The 17,218-nt window shown below is 37.6% G+C and carries 15 protein-coding genes; 10 read left to right on the forward strand and 5 right to left on the reverse strand.

The window, feature by feature from the left end; translation table 11 throughout:
- Window positions 1-900 precede the first annotated feature (900 nt).
- The 5 genes from rnhC to ABFC98_03390 all read right to left on the reverse strand — a co-directional run bounded on the left by rnhC (window position 901) and on the right by ABFC98_03390 (window position 5,497).
- A complete protein-coding gene (gene rnhC / locus ABFC98_03370; GenBank protein MEN6445067.1) occupies window positions 901-1,824 on the reverse strand; it encodes a ribonuclease HIII in 924 nt (307 codons plus the stop codon).
- Window positions 1,824-3,098 (reverse strand): folylpolyglutamate synthase/dihydrofolate synthase family protein, encoded by a 1,275-nt coding sequence (locus ABFC98_03375; protein MEN6445068.1) that lies wholly within the window; start codon window positions 3,096-3,098, stop codon window positions 1,824-1,826. The genes rnhC and ABFC98_03375 overlap by 1 nt, the downstream gene beginning before the upstream one ends.
- A 112-nt stretch (window positions 3,099-3,210) precedes the next feature.
- Window positions 3,211-3,855, reverse strand: coding sequence for a hypothetical protein (locus tag ABFC98_03380; GenBank protein ID MEN6445069.1), 645 nt, complete (start codon window positions 3,853-3,855; stop codon window positions 3,211-3,213).
- 53 nt (window positions 3,856-3,908) lie between these two features.
- On the reverse strand, window positions 3,909-4,442 hold the full coding sequence (locus ABFC98_03385) for a transglycosylase SLT domain-containing protein (protein MEN6445070.1): 534 nt from the start codon (window positions 4,440-4,442) through the stop codon (window positions 3,909-3,911).
- Between the two features lie 53 nt (window positions 4,443-4,495).
- Window positions 4,496-5,497, reverse strand: coding sequence for a radical SAM/SPASM domain-containing protein (locus ABFC98_03390; GenBank protein MEN6445071.1), 1,002 nt, complete (start codon window positions 5,495-5,497; stop codon window positions 4,496-4,498).
- Window positions 5,498-6,210: 713 nt separating this feature from the next.
- On the opposite strand from ABFC98_03390, the gene ABFC98_03395 reads away from it, so the two are divergent.
- The 10 genes from ABFC98_03395 to ABFC98_03440 all read left to right on the forward strand — a co-directional run.
- Window positions 6,211-7,323 carry a hypothetical protein gene (locus ABFC98_03395; GenBank protein ID MEN6445072.1) on the forward strand — a complete coding sequence of 371 codons (1,113 nt, stop codon included), beginning with the start codon at window positions 6,211-6,213 and terminating at the stop codon, window positions 7,321-7,323.
- Window positions 7,324-8,853 carry a hypothetical protein gene (locus ABFC98_03400; GenBank protein ID MEN6445073.1) on the forward strand — a complete coding sequence of 510 codons (1,530 nt, stop codon included), beginning with the start codon at window positions 7,324-7,326 and terminating at the stop codon, window positions 8,851-8,853. It abuts the gene before it with no gap.
- 10 nt (window positions 8,854-8,863) lie between these two features.
- Window positions 8,864-9,280 (forward strand): hypothetical protein, encoded by a 417-nt coding sequence (locus ABFC98_03405; protein MEN6445074.1) that lies wholly within the window; start codon window positions 8,864-8,866, stop codon window positions 9,278-9,280.
- A gap of 203 nt (window positions 9,281-9,483) precedes the next feature.
- Window positions 9,484-11,802 (forward strand): DNA internalization-related competence protein ComEC/Rec2, encoded by a 2,319-nt coding sequence (locus ABFC98_03410; GenBank protein MEN6445075.1) that lies wholly within the window; start codon window positions 9,484-9,486, stop codon window positions 11,800-11,802.
- Between the two features lie 340 nt (window positions 11,803-12,142).
- A complete protein-coding gene (locus ABFC98_03415; protein MEN6445076.1) occupies window positions 12,143-13,126 on the forward strand; it encodes a ketoacyl-ACP synthase III in 984 nt (327 codons plus the stop codon).
- 9 nt (window positions 13,127-13,135) lie between these two features.
- Window positions 13,136-13,369: an acyl carrier protein gene (locus ABFC98_03420; protein ID MEN6445077.1), complete on the forward strand. Its 234-nt coding sequence runs from the start codon at window positions 13,136-13,138 to the stop codon at window positions 13,367-13,369.
- The gene (locus tag ABFC98_03425) at window positions 13,369-14,130 is read left to right on the forward strand and encodes an SDR family oxidoreductase (GenBank protein ID MEN6445078.1); all 762 of its coding nucleotides are present in this window, start codon (window positions 13,369-13,371) and stop codon (window positions 14,128-14,130) included. Before ABFC98_03420 ends, ABFC98_03425 begins: the two co-directional genes overlap by 1 nt.
- 385 nt (window positions 14,131-14,515) lie before the next feature.
- Window positions 14,516-15,535, forward strand: a complete 1,020-nt coding sequence (locus ABFC98_03430) for an MBOAT family O-acyltransferase (GenBank protein ID MEN6445079.1) — start codon at window positions 14,516-14,518, stop codon at window positions 15,533-15,535.
- 46 nt (window positions 15,536-15,581) lie between these two features.
- A complete protein-coding gene (locus ABFC98_03435; protein MEN6445080.1) occupies window positions 15,582-16,493 on the forward strand; it encodes a hypothetical protein in 912 nt (303 codons plus the stop codon).
- A gap of 535 nt (window positions 16,494-17,028) precedes the next feature.
- On the forward strand, window positions 17,029-17,218 hold a 190-nt coding region (locus tag ABFC98_03440), incomplete at its 3' end, for a hypothetical protein (protein MEN6445081.1).

Consider the following 17,218-nt stretch of genomic DNA (forward strand, 5'->3'; position numbering starts at 1 on the left):
CACAAGTGGCAGCATATTTCTTTCACATTGCTATTTAAGCAGTTATGCAATTTAGCACATTTGCTTTATCCTCCTAAAATGGATTTTTACAGATGAAAAAAACAGCAAAATGGTAAAGTTGGGTTAATTAGGAATCATTTCAGTCCTGCAATCCTTGTTTCTAAATTTCAATCTGTGCAATCTGTGCAATCTGTGAGCGAGTATATTTTCCGGAAAAACGGCAGATTGTTGTTCCTCTGGCAGCCGAATTATATAGTTTTCGCTTTATTCTACGAAAATTTGATAGTTTGTTTGTTGTGGTTGACGAGGACGTCAACCCTCCTTTATTTATGCGCCGGGTTAAAACCCGTCGCCTAAATCTGTCGTCCCGCTGGGACTAATTTTATCTGTTACTATTTTCGCCGGGTTAAAAACCCGTCGTTAGTATGTATCGTTCCTAACGGAACTTGTTATTTTATACTAAGTTATTACGCTGTCATAACGGAACTTGTTATTTTATACTAAGTTATTACGCCGTCATAACGGAACTTGTTATTTTATATTAAGTTATTACGCTATTCTAACGGAACTTGTTATTATATAATAAGTTATTACGCTGTCCTAACGGAACTTGTTATTTTATACTAAGTTATTATGCTATTCTAACGGAACTTGTTATTCCATACTGGTTATAACATCATAACTTCTTCAAGTATCACTACTGCGCAGTTAAATAACTTAGTTGATAGCGAGACCCACATCTTTCTTCAAGCAGCACTTTTTCAAGCAGAACTTCTTTCATTATCAATATGGCAGAAGATCGTATTACCAGAATTAGCAGAGTTTATGGACATACCAATACTACAATAGGTTAGGCAACAAATTGAATAATGGGACTTTAGAACTATGAGGAAATATTTATTAGCTTGTGGATATCTGGTTGGTGGTTTTAAAATGCAGTTTGGCAACTTCGCCCAAGCGTTTTTCCCCATATTGGTGAATAAAATCCTGAGCAAATTTAATCACTATCCTCTGTGAACCTTGGGGAAAATTTAGCTGATAGAATTCACGCATTGCAGCAAAACTTTCCAAAAATTGATACCGAGCGATTATCGAGGCAGCCGCCACCGCAAAATCAACTTCCGCACCGGTTCTTTCTATACAAGGAAGAGGAAACTTTTTTTCTTTTAGGGCTCTCCACACTTTTTGAGCATTGCTGAATTGATCCACCAGCGCACCTTCGCTTTCCGGATGTTTTTTTTGCAAGTCCATAATAGCCGTAGAATGAAGCCAGGCAAGCAAATCATTCAACGATTTACCCTGTTGTTTGAATTTGGCAATCAGTTCATTATATTTTTCCGGCTTCAAAACTATGCAATTGATGCAGTTGGCATAATTCTTATAGAGGTATTTGGCAATTCTATAGATATCATCGGTCTTTAGCTTTTTGCTATCCATCACGCCAATATTTTTAAATTCCTTTTCCTGCTTTCTTTCAAAGGCAAAGGCACACACAATCAGGGGTCCAAAATAATCACCTTTACCACATTCATCACTACCGATCCAGGCATTCCAATTATGGATCGGAGGCATTTTTAAATCCAATTCTTCCTGAAGGAAACACAAGTCCGATAGCAATTTTTTCAGCGGATTATTCAGTCCCATGGGAACGGTTGAAATTCCCTTTTTTTGTGAATAGTATATGTTTAGGATACTTTTATAATGATGGCGGGAAACCCTTATTTGAACTCCATAATCAATTTCTTGCTGTTCATCAATGGCAATTCCAGCTTTTTGTAATTCCGGCAACAGATCGGCAAGGTATTTCTCAATTTCTTTATGCATCAATCCATTGGTATGGCAAGAAGTTCTCCCACCGTATATAAAGAACCGCAGGCAATTAAAACATCGTCCGATGAACATTCCTGTAAAGCCAAATTATATGCTTCGGCAACAGTTGGAGCAGTTTTATAGGGAACATTGTGTTTTTTTATTTCTTCCACTTGTTCTTCAATACTGGCAGCACGTTCCGATTGATTTTTCGTAACATAGATAAATTCAGCTTTGCTACAGAAGAGCGAAATCATATCAGGATAATCTTTATCTCTTAAGATGGCAATGAGAAATTTCACTTTCCGCCCCGGAAACACCTTATCCAAAGTTCGTAAGAGTGCATTCACTCCGTGCACATTGTGAGCTCCATCCGTTATTACTAATGGCTTTTGGGATAAAATTTGCAATCTGCCCTTCCAGTTAATTTGTTTCAAAGCGGTGCGGATATTTTCTTCCGAAACAGGTATGTTTTTCTTTTCCAAATATAACAGGAAAGCGGTTAAAGCCGTTCCGACATTAACTGCTTGATGTTCTCCCATCAAATTGGCTTCCAAACTTGGGAATTCATATTTGCCAAAACTATAGTTAAAGCATATTCCAGCAAGAGAATCTGAAAGTATTTCTATGTCCCAATCGCGAGCAAACCGAAAAACAGGCACTTGTTTTGCCATTGCCACTCCCTCAACTATAGCGCGAGGAGATGTTTCCATATCACCTATCACCAAAGGTATCCCTTTTTTGATGATTCCGGCTTTTTCCGCCGCAATAATTTCCAAGGTTCCACCCAAGGTCTTTATATGATCCAAACCAACATTAGTGATAACCGAAACATCGGGAGTAAACAGATTCGTGGCATCCAAGCGTCCTCCCAAACCTACTTCTATAACGGCTACATCAACTTCTTGGCTACTAAACATTGCAAAGGCAAGAGCCGTAGTTATTTCAAAGAAAGAGGCATCCCATTTTTTGAACAGGGTTTCATAGCTCCGAAAAGTATTTAAAATAGTGGTAAAAGGCAGTTCAAAACCATTAATCCGAAAGCGTTCACTATAATTAACAAGATGGGGAGAAGTATTCAGTGCAGTTTTTAGTCCACTTGCCATACAAAGCGCTTCCAAAGTTGCAGATACACTTCCTTTACCATTAGTTCCACCAATGTGAAAACCGTTTAGTTTACGCTGCGGGTTACCCATATCGGTAAGCAGACCCGTCATCCGATTTAATTCCAGTTTTACATTACCGGAATAGCGTTTGTAGATATGATCAAGAAATTCTTTATAGAGCATTGGGCACTTCTTATTTTGTGATTATTTTTTTTAGCTGCAAAAAGCAATTCAAACAACATCCATAGCAACGATGCTGTTTGAATTTTGGATAACAATGCGTTGGCCTAAATACTTACTGCGTTCCGCCAAATTTATCCGGAAAGAGCATAGCTTTCAGAGCCGTGGTATTAGCTTTTCTTTTCGCAAAAGCATCCGGATCGGTCTTCCAGATATCAATGTATTTATTTATCAATTCAACTTTTTTAGCACCGTTCAGGCCTGTCTCGGAATCAATGTAATCAATGTCTTCAATCATATAATTCTGCAGCTGAGTAGGATCCATATTTTCATAAAATGCTTTGGGAATGATATGTTTGGGAAATTGAGTCAGATTGGGACAGTAAATAATTACGCCATAGTTATGTTTTATTTCAGTGCCGATTTGTTCAGCCACATACTTTCCGTAAACAATGTATTCTTTTTTCTGCCGACTTGTTTCCGGGCAGTATAAATTGGAAGAAAGGTAAGTGTGTTTGGGGTCTTGCACTTTATATGTTTTTGTCAATAAAGAAATGTCACCGCTAAAATCCTTATTTGTATCACGCATATAGTCCGTAGTTGCTACCCATATCTGTTTCATATTGTTTACACAATCTTCCAGATTCTTTTCCTTATCCAGATTAAAGAAATTTGGCACCGCCAAGATAAACACTAAGGCAATGAATAGGATTATACTTAAGACAGTATAAAACGAGATTCCGTTTTGATTACTTAGCATAAATCACTCCTAAAATGAATTATATCGTATGATTTTAGTAAGCACTTTTCTCGTCAAGCTTTATTTTTGGTATAGAGAATTTTGCTGATATACCGATAGGTCTCTGGGATATCGCTAAAATATTCACGATAGTCCTTGTTTTCTTCAATTTTTATCTTTCTAATCCGACGATTAACATTACTTTCACCCCAATTGTAGGCAGCCAAAGTTAAACTCCAATTTCCATTATATCTATCTTTTAGATACACCAGATACTTGGCTGCCAGTTTTAGATTGTAGAGCGGCAAAAATAAATAGCCCTTTTTATGCTCTTTGTGAATGTAAAAAGCGGTGGATTCTTTTATTTGACCCAAACCAATGGCTTGGGCATCGGAAATGGCAAAACTCCGAAAAGAACTTTCCGTTTTTATCAGACGATAGAAAATCACTGGGTTTATGCCATAATAAACTGCAACGCCAATAGTCATCAAGCGCAAGGAAATTGGATTATAGACCAATATCAGCAACAGAAAAAGGATCAGCAGGGCGCTGATTATCTTTTTTATTCTGTTGCGGCTCAGCTTATTTCTTTTTACTTTCTTTCTCATATCTTTGGATAATCTATTTTTCCTTCTTTGGTGTAGTTGGAGCATAATATTTCTTATCTGATTTTTTGCACTATGCCTTCTCCGCAGTTTCTGCATATCTCGAAAGCGGAACGCTCTGTCAATATCGCTTTACGCATATTTTGCATTGCCTTTCCAAACCACAATTCCGAAAAACTGTGCTCTTCCAAATTGCCAATTTGGATAGTTCCATTTTTATCGTAGCAGCAGATATTCATTTCGCCGTCCCAATTTATGACCGGTTGAGTCCATAATCGCCGGCAGCGATTTTTCAGCTTAGTTTTCAGGATGAAATTATCTCCGTTTTTCTGATAGCGACTATATTTCGAGTTATTGGGCAGATAGGCGAGGTCTTCCTCACTGTATATTTGGGCAGTTTTAAATTCCAGTTTATCCACTTTAAATTCTTTTGCCAGGCGTTTCACTTTCTCAATCTCATTTTCATTGTGTTTCATAATGATAAATTGCCAAACAAGATAGGGTGTTTTACTCTGTAATTTTTCTTTACAGCGAACCAATGCCTGCATATTTTTCAGGACAAGCTCAAAATCTCCCTTTACGCGATAGTTATTATATGTTTCTTCCGTTATGCCATCCATAGAGATAATAATTTTATTCAGTCCGCTTTTTACTATGCCTTCAATATCCAGTTCCAAACTGGCATTAGTGGATGTCATCGTATAAAATTGATGTTTGGAGGCAATCTGTAGCATTTCATAAAAATCAGGATTTAAAAAGGGCTCGCCTTGATTCCACAAAATAAGCATTCCAGTTTTATTCTGAACTTCCCGGCAAATTTTTTTAAACAGCGCCAAAGACATCATTCCTTTGGGACGCTGCAATGTTCCATTCCCAGTTAAACACAACGGACAGCGTAAATTACAAATATTGGTCGGCTCCAACATTAAAGCCGGAGGATAAAAATGAACCCAAGGTTTATGAGTGGCAAGTGACAAAATATAATCCACCCCAATTCCACAGGTCTGCCCTAAACGCTGTTTAGACAAAAATGACTTAATCAGAAAATAATTATCCATAGCTTTGCTACTTGTCCGAGAACGGCTTTTGCGTCAAGTGAAAAGAGAAAACAGTGCCTTTTTATTTGTCTTGCAATATGCACCCAATACTAATGAGCTTAGGGCAGAAAGCCAAGGAATTAAATGTTTTAGCAGTTTTCTTTAGCTTTAGAAAATCCCCTCTCTCCCCCTAATCCTGCTCAAAACAGGCATTTAAAAACCTAAAACGCAATAAAGATTTTACCATAATTATTCTCCTAATTCTTGCTTACAAGCTATGGTAGAGATACGGTGCGGCTACTCGGCATTTTCCCTCTCAGCATCACCCTAACCCCGCCTTGGCTTATAGGCAAGAAATAGCACAGTTTCGCTTTTTCAGGCATTCTTTATGCCTGCCTGAACAGTTTGGCAGAAAAGCATTTTAGCAGGTAAAAATAAAGCTATGCTGACCTTCCATTTTTCTTTATTTGGTTTTGTTTGCACTATTTTAGTTAAAAATTGCTTGCCAATATTAAAGCGGATAAAAATAGTGGTATATTGGGATTTGGTTTAATCTAAAAGTGCTATCCGAAGAAGGATGAAAAATATTATAAGACATTATAGATTATGCAGATAGGGAATTAAACGAGATCTTCGGCATAGCGGTTTTTCGTATGGATTATGGTTAAATAACAGTTCCCGTGAAAATAATTTAGCCAGCCAGGATTAGAAAAATAATAGAAGGAGACTGGTAAATGAAAGCTAAAATTTTATTTACATTTATCCTACTGATAGCTTCCCTTTGTGCAGCTATAGATTTTTCCTTTGTTGATATGGAAAATTATGGCTCGGGGGTAACCAGAATCGTTACTGGTTTTAAGGGTTCTGGTAATTATGATGTAGTGTCCGGCAGTAACTATGTGGAAGTGACGATAGATAATGAAAACGCTTCCCGGGTAAACATCAGCTATGAAGGTGGAAATATCGTCCGAAGCATTGAGCAGAAAAACAATCGTCTGCGGATTGCCATTTCGCCTGCCTACCGTTTGGAAAAAATGGTTTTGGAAGAGCCCTTGCGTTTGGTTTTGGATATAATAGTCGCCAAACCCAATCGTCAGCAAAAATTGGACATTGCTGATTTTTATACTTCCTGTGGTAAATTAAACAGTGCCGATAAGATTTATGGCGAACTCAACAATGACTATCCCAGCGATGGTGAAATATTGTATAAATGGGCATTGCTATTGGAACAAAGAGGCAGCAATAGAGCGAAAGGAATTGTGACCAAAATTCCTAAAAATTCAGCTTATTATTCTGCTGGACAGGATCTTTTGGCTCGTTTAAACGGACAGAAAATACCAGCTACTCCTCCGCCAGAAAAGCCCTCTACCCCAGAAAAAATCATGCAGAAAGAAGAGCCCAGACCCATTGAGCCCACCCAACCCATTCAGGAACCCCCTGCAACGGAAGAAATAATAAAAATGCCTATGCCCGAAACTCTTATTGCAAATCCTCCGATGCCAGAAGGTTCACAAAAATCTTCGCTTCCCTCGGAACAGGAAGAAACGAAGGAATCCTTTCTGGATCAAAATCCTCTGCTGATCGTATTTATAGTTTTACTGGTTCTGCTTTTGTGCATTATTTTCATTTTTCTGCACGGCTCCAAAAAGAAATTCAAGCCCTCAGCCACACTTCTATCCGAAATCAAAGCCACAAATACAAACCTTGATACCGATACTCTCTGCCGGATGGTTAGCAAATTATTGGAAAATGGATGGACCAATAGACAAATTGCCAAAGAACTTAAACTGCCGGAAGAAGAAGTGGAACGACTGGTAAAACTATGTCATCAAGGAAATTACGATTAAATGACCTCTGCCAGAGTTTGTTTAATAGCTCTTTTGCTATCTTTTTCGATGCTCTCGGCTATCCGCTATATCCCAGATTCGGCTTTTAATCCGGAAATTCAAAATGGCCTAAAACCAAGTTTACTAAACCTTCCTCTTTCCGCTGAAGAAGATAGCATTCATATTTATGGAGCTGGATTATCTTTACCTTTTATCCCACTGACGCAAGTTGGCGATGCTGCAGTTGATCTTTTTCGCTGCCAAAATAAAAAACATTCTCTGCTTAGCTATCAAAGTCCTGATGCTAAATTGAACGCTGAATTGAATTTTACGGCAGGTTTGGAACCCGTCAAAAAAGAGGAAAGTTACAGCTTTCTTTACGGTGGTTTAGTGCTCAAATCGAAATATGGTAAACACTGGGAAATGAACACTAACTGGTGGAACGGTATTTTTTTGGGCAATCAACAGGAAGCGATAAATTCCTGGCTCGTAGATGGTTATTCCAATCCAAATGACGATCAACTGAACATAGATAATCTGAGTGGGGATATCAGTTACAATGCCAATAATTTAACTCTGGCTTTAGGACGCGGAAAATTTCCCGTGGGGAATTCTATCAGCGGCAGTATAAATCTAAATGATGAAGTAAATGATTATGGCTATTTTATGGCAGAAGGCAGGTCTGGCATATTCAGTGTCTCTTTTATGCACGCATCTTTAATGGCAGATAGCACTTACAACATTTATAACGATCACTTTTACAATAGCAAAAATTATCCCGCTAAATATCTGGCTTTGCATCAATTGGGTATTCATCCCTGTTCTGGTTTAAATTTATTTCTGGGCGAAGAAATAATCTACGGAAATCGTTCTCCGGAAATTAGTTACTTTTTACCCGTCGCTTTTTGGAGAGCAATTGAACATAACCTTTGGGATAGAGATAATGTAATGATTTTTGCCGGCGGTTCATATCGTCCGGTGCAGCCACTTTTTCTTTATGCTCAGGCGCTGGTGGATGAATTTAGCTTTAGCAAAATGTTCAGTGACTGGTGGGGCAATAAATATGCTTTGCAGGGAGGAATGCGTTGGACAACTCCCTTTGCTTTGCCTAAAAGCTCTTCGGCAGAAATAACAACGGAACTTTCAGCCGTCCGACCTTTTACTTATACTCATTATTTGAATCATACAATGTTTTCCACTGATGGTAGAACTCTGGGTTATCCAAAGGGTTCTAATCTGGTAGATTTATCCTGTCTGCTAAGTTTGCCCTATCAAACTATGCTGCTTTGGCAGGGAGGCATATCTTATTGTAAACAGGGAAGTTTTGGGAGTGATTTTAGCCAAAATTATCATGATGTTTTTCCTACTGCCGAAGCAATGGATAATGGAACCGCACATTGGTTTGAAGGGACAAAAACGGAAACCCTTACTTTGAAAAGTAATGTCCTTATCACTATTTTTGCTCATCACCGCTTTTTGCTTGGCTTGGAAACGAGTCACAGTGATGACTGGCAAAATACTCTGTATTCTGCCTGGCAATTTATTTATTAGGAAGAATATTATGCGCATAACCGTAGATCGCTTAGAATACCCTAAACGCTATAAATTGAAACAAATTGCCATAATTCTGGTTATTTTGGGAATAGTTATTGGTATCTTAGTTCAGCGCTATGGGACACAAAAAAACGCTTCTAAAATACAACTTAGCGATATTGTCATCAGCAATTTTGGAACCCAATTCATAGAGCTGGAATATACTCTTGCCAATATCGGAAAAAAAGATCAAGAAATTGACTTAATGGCAAAGGTCTGGGATGCCAACGGCGAAGAAATCGCCAGTGCACTTTACAGCGTTGAAGTGAAAGCCAATAGTAAAAGCAGAAGAACAAAAATGCTGGATGATTTGAACCGTGCTTTAAAAGAAGGGGAAAGGCCTTATAAGGCGGAAATTTCATTATATACAAGACACATACCATAAAAAGTTCAAAGTTCAAAGTGCGGGAGTTCAAAGTGCGGGAGTTCAAAGTGCGGGAGTTCAAAGTTCAAAGTTCAAAGTGCAGGAGTGCAAAGTGCGGAAGTGCTTAGTTTTTTGGCAAACTTCGGTGGCTGATTAAGTCCTGTTTATCTTATCCATAAATAATCTGTGAAATCCGTGTAATCTGTGAGAGACGAGGAGAAAAGATGAAGGCAAACAACAAGGCACCCGCTCCTTTTGTTTTGCCTGTTGTTTTTTGGGTTCTGGGTATAATTTTTGCCAAAATTTTCCAACCCGAAGTTATAGTTCTTTTCATTGCAGCAGGCGTTCTTTCGCTATTAGCCATCTTTTGTAAAAAAATACGGTTCTACTTGCTCTTGGTTTTGTTTCTATCTTTGGGAATGCTACGCTTGGCTGTAGTAAAAAAAGACAATTCTGAATTGGAACAGCTTTTAGCGGAGAAAAAACAACTTCAACAAGAAATATGTTTTAGTGTCAGCCAGGTATTTTCTGTAGAAGAAAAACGCTATGCTGTTGAACTTGATTCCCTTGCCGGCTTCCCCCTAAAAGAAAAAATCATCCTTTCCTGCAGTGAAAATTTGCTACCGGGAAAGTCATATCGTTTATTGGCAGAAATTTATCCGCTGGTGCGTGATCCGATTTTGGATATTTATCCCAATCGTTATTCTGCTATTGGTTATCAGCTTGGCAAAGCAGAACCTATTCATTCTAAAGATGTTAGAGATTATCTTGGCAGCTTGCGTTATAAACTGCTAAATTCTTTGGAGATAAAATTGGGAGACCAAGCGGATTGGGCTAAAGCATTGCTTTTTGGTGAATCGGGGCTTAAACAGGAATATCTGAATCAGCTGACCGGAGCTGGAATTATTCATCTGGTAGTAGTGAGCGGAATGCATATCTGGTTAATTTACTTGATTTTGGTTTCCTTGTTCCGCATATTTTTTAGAAGAGAAACGGCGGAAATTTTGTTCCTGCCCCTAATTTTATTATATGCGGCATTGAATAACTGGGCTCCTTCCGTTACGCGTTCCATAATAATGATAGCTATTGTTATTTTGGCGCGTTGGTTGCAGAGTCCTGTTTCCGGAGCTCAAACGATGGCTCTTTCTTTATTTATTATCACACTACTTAGTCCTCTCCAGTTATTCAACATTGGGCTTCAACTTTCTTATGTTTCCGTGCTAATTATTTTTTACGGTTTGCCAAAGCTAAAACTCTTCTCCTCAGACAAATTACTGATTTTGCCATTTTATCAAACACTAAGTAACCTGCTGCAAGGAATATTGCTTTCAGCGCTAATTTCTATTGCCATCACTCCTTTTACTCTCTATTATTTTGGCACTGCTTCTCTAAATGGTATAATTGGCAATACAATAGGTATTCCTTTAATGGGAATTTTGCTACCGCTTTCTTTTTTAGTGCTGCTTTCGCCTCAGGGCTGGTATTTAACCAAACTTTTTGTCCTTTGCTATAAAGCTTTAAACTTACTTTGGATAAAATGGATGCAATTCTGCTACCTTCTTCCTTTTTCTATGTCTGCCAATTACTTATCACTTTGGCAAGCAATGGCTTTGGCAACGATTATTCTGTGGGGTTTTTTACTGATTCGGGGTAAGTTCCGAACCGCGCTAAAAGCGATGATTCCTGCTTCTTTAATCATAACGGGTTTTATGCTTGTCCCCTTTTTGCATAAAACCGAAACAAGCGTTTATATTTTCAATTGCGGATTAGGTGATTGCAGTTTAATTCGTTTTGGGAACGGAGAAACAATGCTGATTGATACCGGCGGAGGGAGAAAATTGGGCATACCGGAGACCTTTTTGAATGAAAAAGATTACCAACAGGAAAGCTGGCTTAGCCAAAATTTATTACCCTGGCTCGGTAAACAAGGCATCGGCAAAATTGATTATCTTATTCTTACTCATCTACATAGTGACCACTGCGGAGGACTTATAACCTTGCTGAATCACAAAAAAATTGGGCATATTTTTGTTAGCGATGAAAGCGTGAAACAGGATTTCTGGAGCTATGCCCAAAAACAAAAATACTATGGCTCCGCTAAAATTCATACCATTACCGATACCTGCTCTTTCTTTATAGACAAGGCAAGATTGAAATTTCTGCATCCCGATAAAAACTATCTACCCCACAATGAGAATAATGCTTCGCTGGTTTGCCGTTTGGATACGGAATTTGCCAGTATGCTTTTTACCGGTGATATAGAAAAGGACGCGGAAAATTATCTGCTGGATAACTATGCTTCAGAATTGAAAGCTGACTATCTAAAAGTCCCTCATCACGGTTCGCGTAGTTCTTGTTCAGCTAATTTTTGGCAGGATGTTTCTCCTCAAGAAGTATGGATAACTGCTCCTCGCAAAAATATTTACCACTTTCCCCATCCGGAGACAATGCAAAGTTTGCAAAAACAACAGGCAAAAATCTTAATAACTGGAAATGGCACCATCAAAAAAATAGGCATTCCGGCAAAAAAACGAGGTGACTAAGCTATAACATATTGTCCTATAGTTAGAAAACAAGAGTATATGCAGCTGGTTGTAAAGGATAATAAGGAGGGGGATACTTTTTACCTTTACCACCCACAAACTATAAATTATTTGCTTGACGAAAAATATGGCTGAAGTTTTATTGCTTAAGTAGGAAAGGAAGGAGAGTGAAATCTTTGTACTTACTTTTTTCGCGAAATATGAGAAAATATATCTTAATGAACAAAGGGTTTTATCCTAATGAAGTAATCCACTTCACAATACTTCCATATTTAAGAAAAAATGCTTATTTTAACAGTATCTTACATTTTGAAATGCCTACTGAAGTGAGAAAAACATAATGAGAATTGTTAGTTATCTTCCTGAAAACATATTGAGCAATGAAGAGCTGTCGGAGCTTTTTCCGGAGTGGACACCTAAGAAGATCGAAAAGAAGCTTGGGGTAAGAGAACGCAGGATTTCAGCGCCCGATGAAACTGCCTTAGATATGGCTGTCAAAGCATGCGAAAGATTGTTTGAGAGCGTTGATCGAAACATTATAGATTTTATTCTACTTTGTACTCAAAGTCCAGATTTCTTTTTGCCTACATCGGCTTGCATCCTTCAAGACCGTTTAGGACTCAGAACTGAGATAGGAGCTTTGGACTATAACCTTGGTTGCTCCGGTTATGTATATGGCCTATCGTTAGCCAAAGGATTACTTTCTGCCACAATTGCTGAAAATGTACTACTAGTGGTTTCAGAAACATATTCTAAGCATCTCCACCCTCAGGATAAAGGCAATAGAAGCATTTTTGGAGATGCTGCATCTGCAACGCTTATCAGTAAAGACATGCTTCCAAAGATCCACGAGTTTGTTCTCGGAACAGATGGCCGGGGCTGGAACAATCTAATTATCCCTAATGGCGCAATGAGAAATAGACCCAAGCAAAAAGCAACTGACTGGATTGACGAAAATGGTATTCTGAGAAATGATGACATGCTTTTTATGAATGGTCCTGAGATATTCAACTTTACCATTAAAGCAGTACCCATTCTCATAAAGCAAGTCCTGCAAAAGAATAATGTCAATATGGATGACATTGATTATGTGATATTCCATCAAGCAAATCAATATATGCTTCAATATCTTAGAGAGCTGGTTGGCGTAAATGAAGATAAGTTCTTTATTGATATGGCAGAAACTGGCAACACTGTATCTGCTACTATTCCCATCGCTTTAGAAAAATGCCTGAAAGAAGGTAGAATTAAATCTGGCGATAAAGTTCTCTTAGCCGGATTTGGCGTGGGTTATTCTTATGGTGCTACAATTATCACAATATAGGAGAATATAATGACAATCAATGAATTTTTAGTTCAATTAGCTAACTTGATCGAAATAGAAGATGAGCTAAGCTTGGATTCAAATCTGAAGGACTACGAAGAGTTTGACTCTATGGCCATAATGTCTTTAGTTGCTTTTGTACACAAGAATTTTGGCAAGCAGTTCAATGCCCGCCAGCTTAATCAGATAGATACGGTCGAATCTCTGGTTGAGTTAATCGGAAGCGATAGTTTTACAAAGTAATGATTTGGTCAGAGAATGCCCTGAAAGGTAAAAGAATTCTAATCACCGGAGCTTCTTCAGGAATTGGTAGGAGCTGTGCTATACTGTGTAGTGAGTTAGGTGCTGAGATTATTGCCTGTGGACGCAATGAAGATCGTCTTGCCCAAACTATGTCTTCATTATCAGGTTCAGGGCATATCCACCTAATTTTTGAACTTAATGATGAGTATGTTATCGAAGAAACTCTAAAATCAATACAGGGTACTACCCCCGTCTCTGGCTTTATTCATTCAGCTGGCATCGAAAGAACAAATCCGCTTAAGACAATCTATATGGATGATTTTACGGAAATGTTTAAAACCAATGTAGCTGCTGCCGTTGCCATCACGAAGCAAATTATGAAACCTGGTATGTACGATAAAAACGGTATGAGTATAGTGCTGATTTCTTCTGTTAGTGCTTTACGAGGTGAGAAGGGCAAGATTGAATACTGTAGTACAAAATCAGCAGTGTCTGGTTTAACCAAATCTCTAGCACAGGAGCTCGCATCAAAGGGTGTACGAGTAAATGATATCTGTCCGTCAATGGTAAAATCAGAAATGCTGGATAGAATGTTTGAAAGCCTGCCCGAAGAATCAGTTGAGGATATTTTACAAAAGCATCTTTTAGGAATTTTAGATGTTAATGATGTGGCTAACATGGCTGCTTACCTCGTTTCCGACCTTTCTCGCCATATCACAGGTACGAGCATAATTCTTGATAGTGGATACTCTATAGGATAATATGCAGTTCACTTCGATACCTTTCTTTATATTTCTTATTATTGTAGTTACCATCTACTACTTGTTACCTCATAAGTATCGCAATTACTTATTGCTCCTTGCGAGCTACTATTTTTATTTTAGTGTCCAACCAGAGTATCTGGTTCTACTGATAGTTTCAACCTTAGTAAACTATGGATTGGGTTTAGCACTGGAAAAATACCGAAATAAAAAAGGACTACTATTATCGGCGGGTCTTGTTTTCAATCTTGGCATCCTATTCTTTTTCAAGTACTTCAATTTCTTTGGGGAACAAGTCAATACTGTTTTCTCTGCGTTTAGCTTAAATCTTACAGTTCCTCAGCATAGTTTGATTTTGCCCATTGGCATATCTTTTTATACTTTTATGGCTTTAGGTTATATTCTGGATGTGTATTGGGGAGATATCAAAGCACAAAGAAGCTTGCTTACTTTTTCTGTTTATTTGGCTTTTTTCCCACAGATTCTTTGTGGGCCTATTGGTAGAGCAAAGAATCTTTTTAAGCAGTTCACTGAAGCACACCCTTTGTGCTATGATAATTTTGCCAATGGCTTTAGATTAGTATTGTGGGGGCTATTCAAAAAGATGGTGGTGGCTGATAACATTGGAGCTTATGTTGATGCCGTATATAATAACATCCCAATGCACTCTACGCTTACCCTTATCGTAACTGCCCTTCTCTATCCTCTTCAGCTTTATGCAGATTTCGGAGGATATACAGATATAGCCAGAGGGGTAGCAAAACTCTTTGGTTTTGATTTGATGGTTAATTTCCGCACACCTTATGTTAATTCCACCTCGGTTACGGATTACTGGAGAAGGAACCATATATCACTAACTTCCTGGCTGAGAGATTATATCTTTTATCCCTTCATGGGAACAAGCACATCCAAAAGAAAAATTTATCTTGGCATTATCCTTATGTTTCTTGCCAGCGGCGTTTGGCATGGTGTTGGCTGGATGTTCATTATATGGGGAATGATTCAGGCATTACTATTGATCTTTGAGGATGCTACTGGATGGGGAAAAAGCAAAGGAGAAAGTTTAGCAATTGGAGTGATAAGGAAGTTATCAACGTATGTAATAGTAGCGGCTAGCCTCCTATTCTTCAGACTTCCCAAAATGTCGGATTTTATCAATTATATTACTTCAATTAGTAAAGGCACTTGGCAATACTACGTGGGGACAACAAGATTGGTGCCCCCAATTCTTATAAGCATTCCAGTTTTAATAATCATGGAAATATTGTTGAAAGATAAACAATACGACCAATTTATAGCCAAACAGCCACCGCTATTAAGATGGTGTGGATATGTTGCTATATTCTTTACAATCGTAATATTTGGGAACCTTAATGCTTCGTCATTTATATACTATGAGTTTTAAATCAGAATTTTTCAGAATCATATTCAAGCTAATAGCTATAGTCTTTATGATATTAATTTGTGATTTGTGTTTGTCATCATTATTTCAGCGTGCTTTTCGTAATGTAGGAACTGGAGAGTTAAGCTTCCAACATGTTAAGAAGAAAAAATATGATATTTTGATTTTTGGAGCATCAAAATCTACAACCAATTACGATCCAAAGATAATAAGTAAAGAAACCAATCTTTCTTGTTATAGTTTGGGATCAACTGGAAGCACTTTTTTGGCTCAATACCCTCAAATACTTAGTATACTTGAAGAATACTCACCAAAATTGATTGTTTTCGAATTAACTGGAACAGATTTAGATGAAGGACTTCTATCCTACAAGCAAGGTAGAGTAGTTGATAGGATGTTAATACACAGTGACAGGAAAACCATTAATGATTTACTAAAACAGATTGATAAGTGGCATTGGTTAAAATCAAAGTTAAAGACATATAAATACACTAGTGTAATAGCTGATAGAATTGTGGAAATATTTAGAAACAGAAGCAGTAAATTTGACCCAAAACTTGGCTTCAACCCCAAAGAAAGGAACCCCAATTTCAGACTTGATAACATTGACGCATCACTTCAAGCAGAAGAGCCAGATTCTCATACTTATAAACATAGCCCGATTATTGAAAAAGCTTTCACGGACATGCTATTAGAATTAAGAAAAAGGGAAGTACGTGCCATTTTTCTGCATTCTCCAAATTTCCGGAATATGGGCTATAGTATTGATCCAAAAATCACTCAAATGATTGAAAAAAATGGAATGGCCTATTATGATATGGCACTAGAATTATCTGAATTCGATTACAACAACTATGAATATTACAGCGATATGTTGCATATGTCAAGTGAAGGAGCATCAATATACTCAAGACAAGTAGGTTTGTTTATCAAAAATTTATTGGCTGATAAAACTCATTAATTGGAAAAACATGACTACCAAGCGATATCTAAAACAGAATAAGATTGTTGCTCATAAAAGTTGACATAGATTGGTCTTAACAAGTTCCTGATAAAACAAATGAGAATATCAAAGTGGTTCCATAGTTATTAAGGAGCTTATCATACAAAAGCCAACTAAAACTAAAGCCAAATGTCAACGGATAGTTCATTCCATTTTTTCCTCATCCGCACAAGCTTATCTCAACAAAGTAGATATTGACTAAAAAATGCACGGATCCCCCCAAAATTATTTTAGACATTTTTTCATTTTTTCGAAACAAGGGTGCATTCAACCCATTATATCGTTAATGCTTAAATACCAGATAGTTATGCAATTCAGTAAAACCCTATAAATAAGTTATTCGTTTGTATTATAATGTTTTATGTATATTAGTTTCTATATCTTTATAATATATTAAATACTTAGATTATGATTTTGTCACTTTTACCCTTGACAAAAGGGGTAGCTCCTAAACAAGTGAATTAAAATTAAACTATAAGGAGTTACCCCAGCCATGTTTACAGAACTACAAAAAATTGCTCAAGAAAACTTGCAAGAAAAACTTTATGATTGGTTAGATCAATTTTCAGCGTTTCTCACTAAACCGGAATTTAACAATGTATGTTCCCTTTGTTTAGGCATTCTCAAAAGTAAATCGGTTATCATCAACCGCATAGCTCAAAAGCTTAATGAAGCGATTTCCT

The organism is Candidatus Cloacimonas sp. (assembly GCA_039680785.1).
Taxonomy (GTDB): Bacteria; Cloacimonadota; Cloacimonadia; order Cloacimonadales; family Cloacimonadaceae; genus Cloacimonas.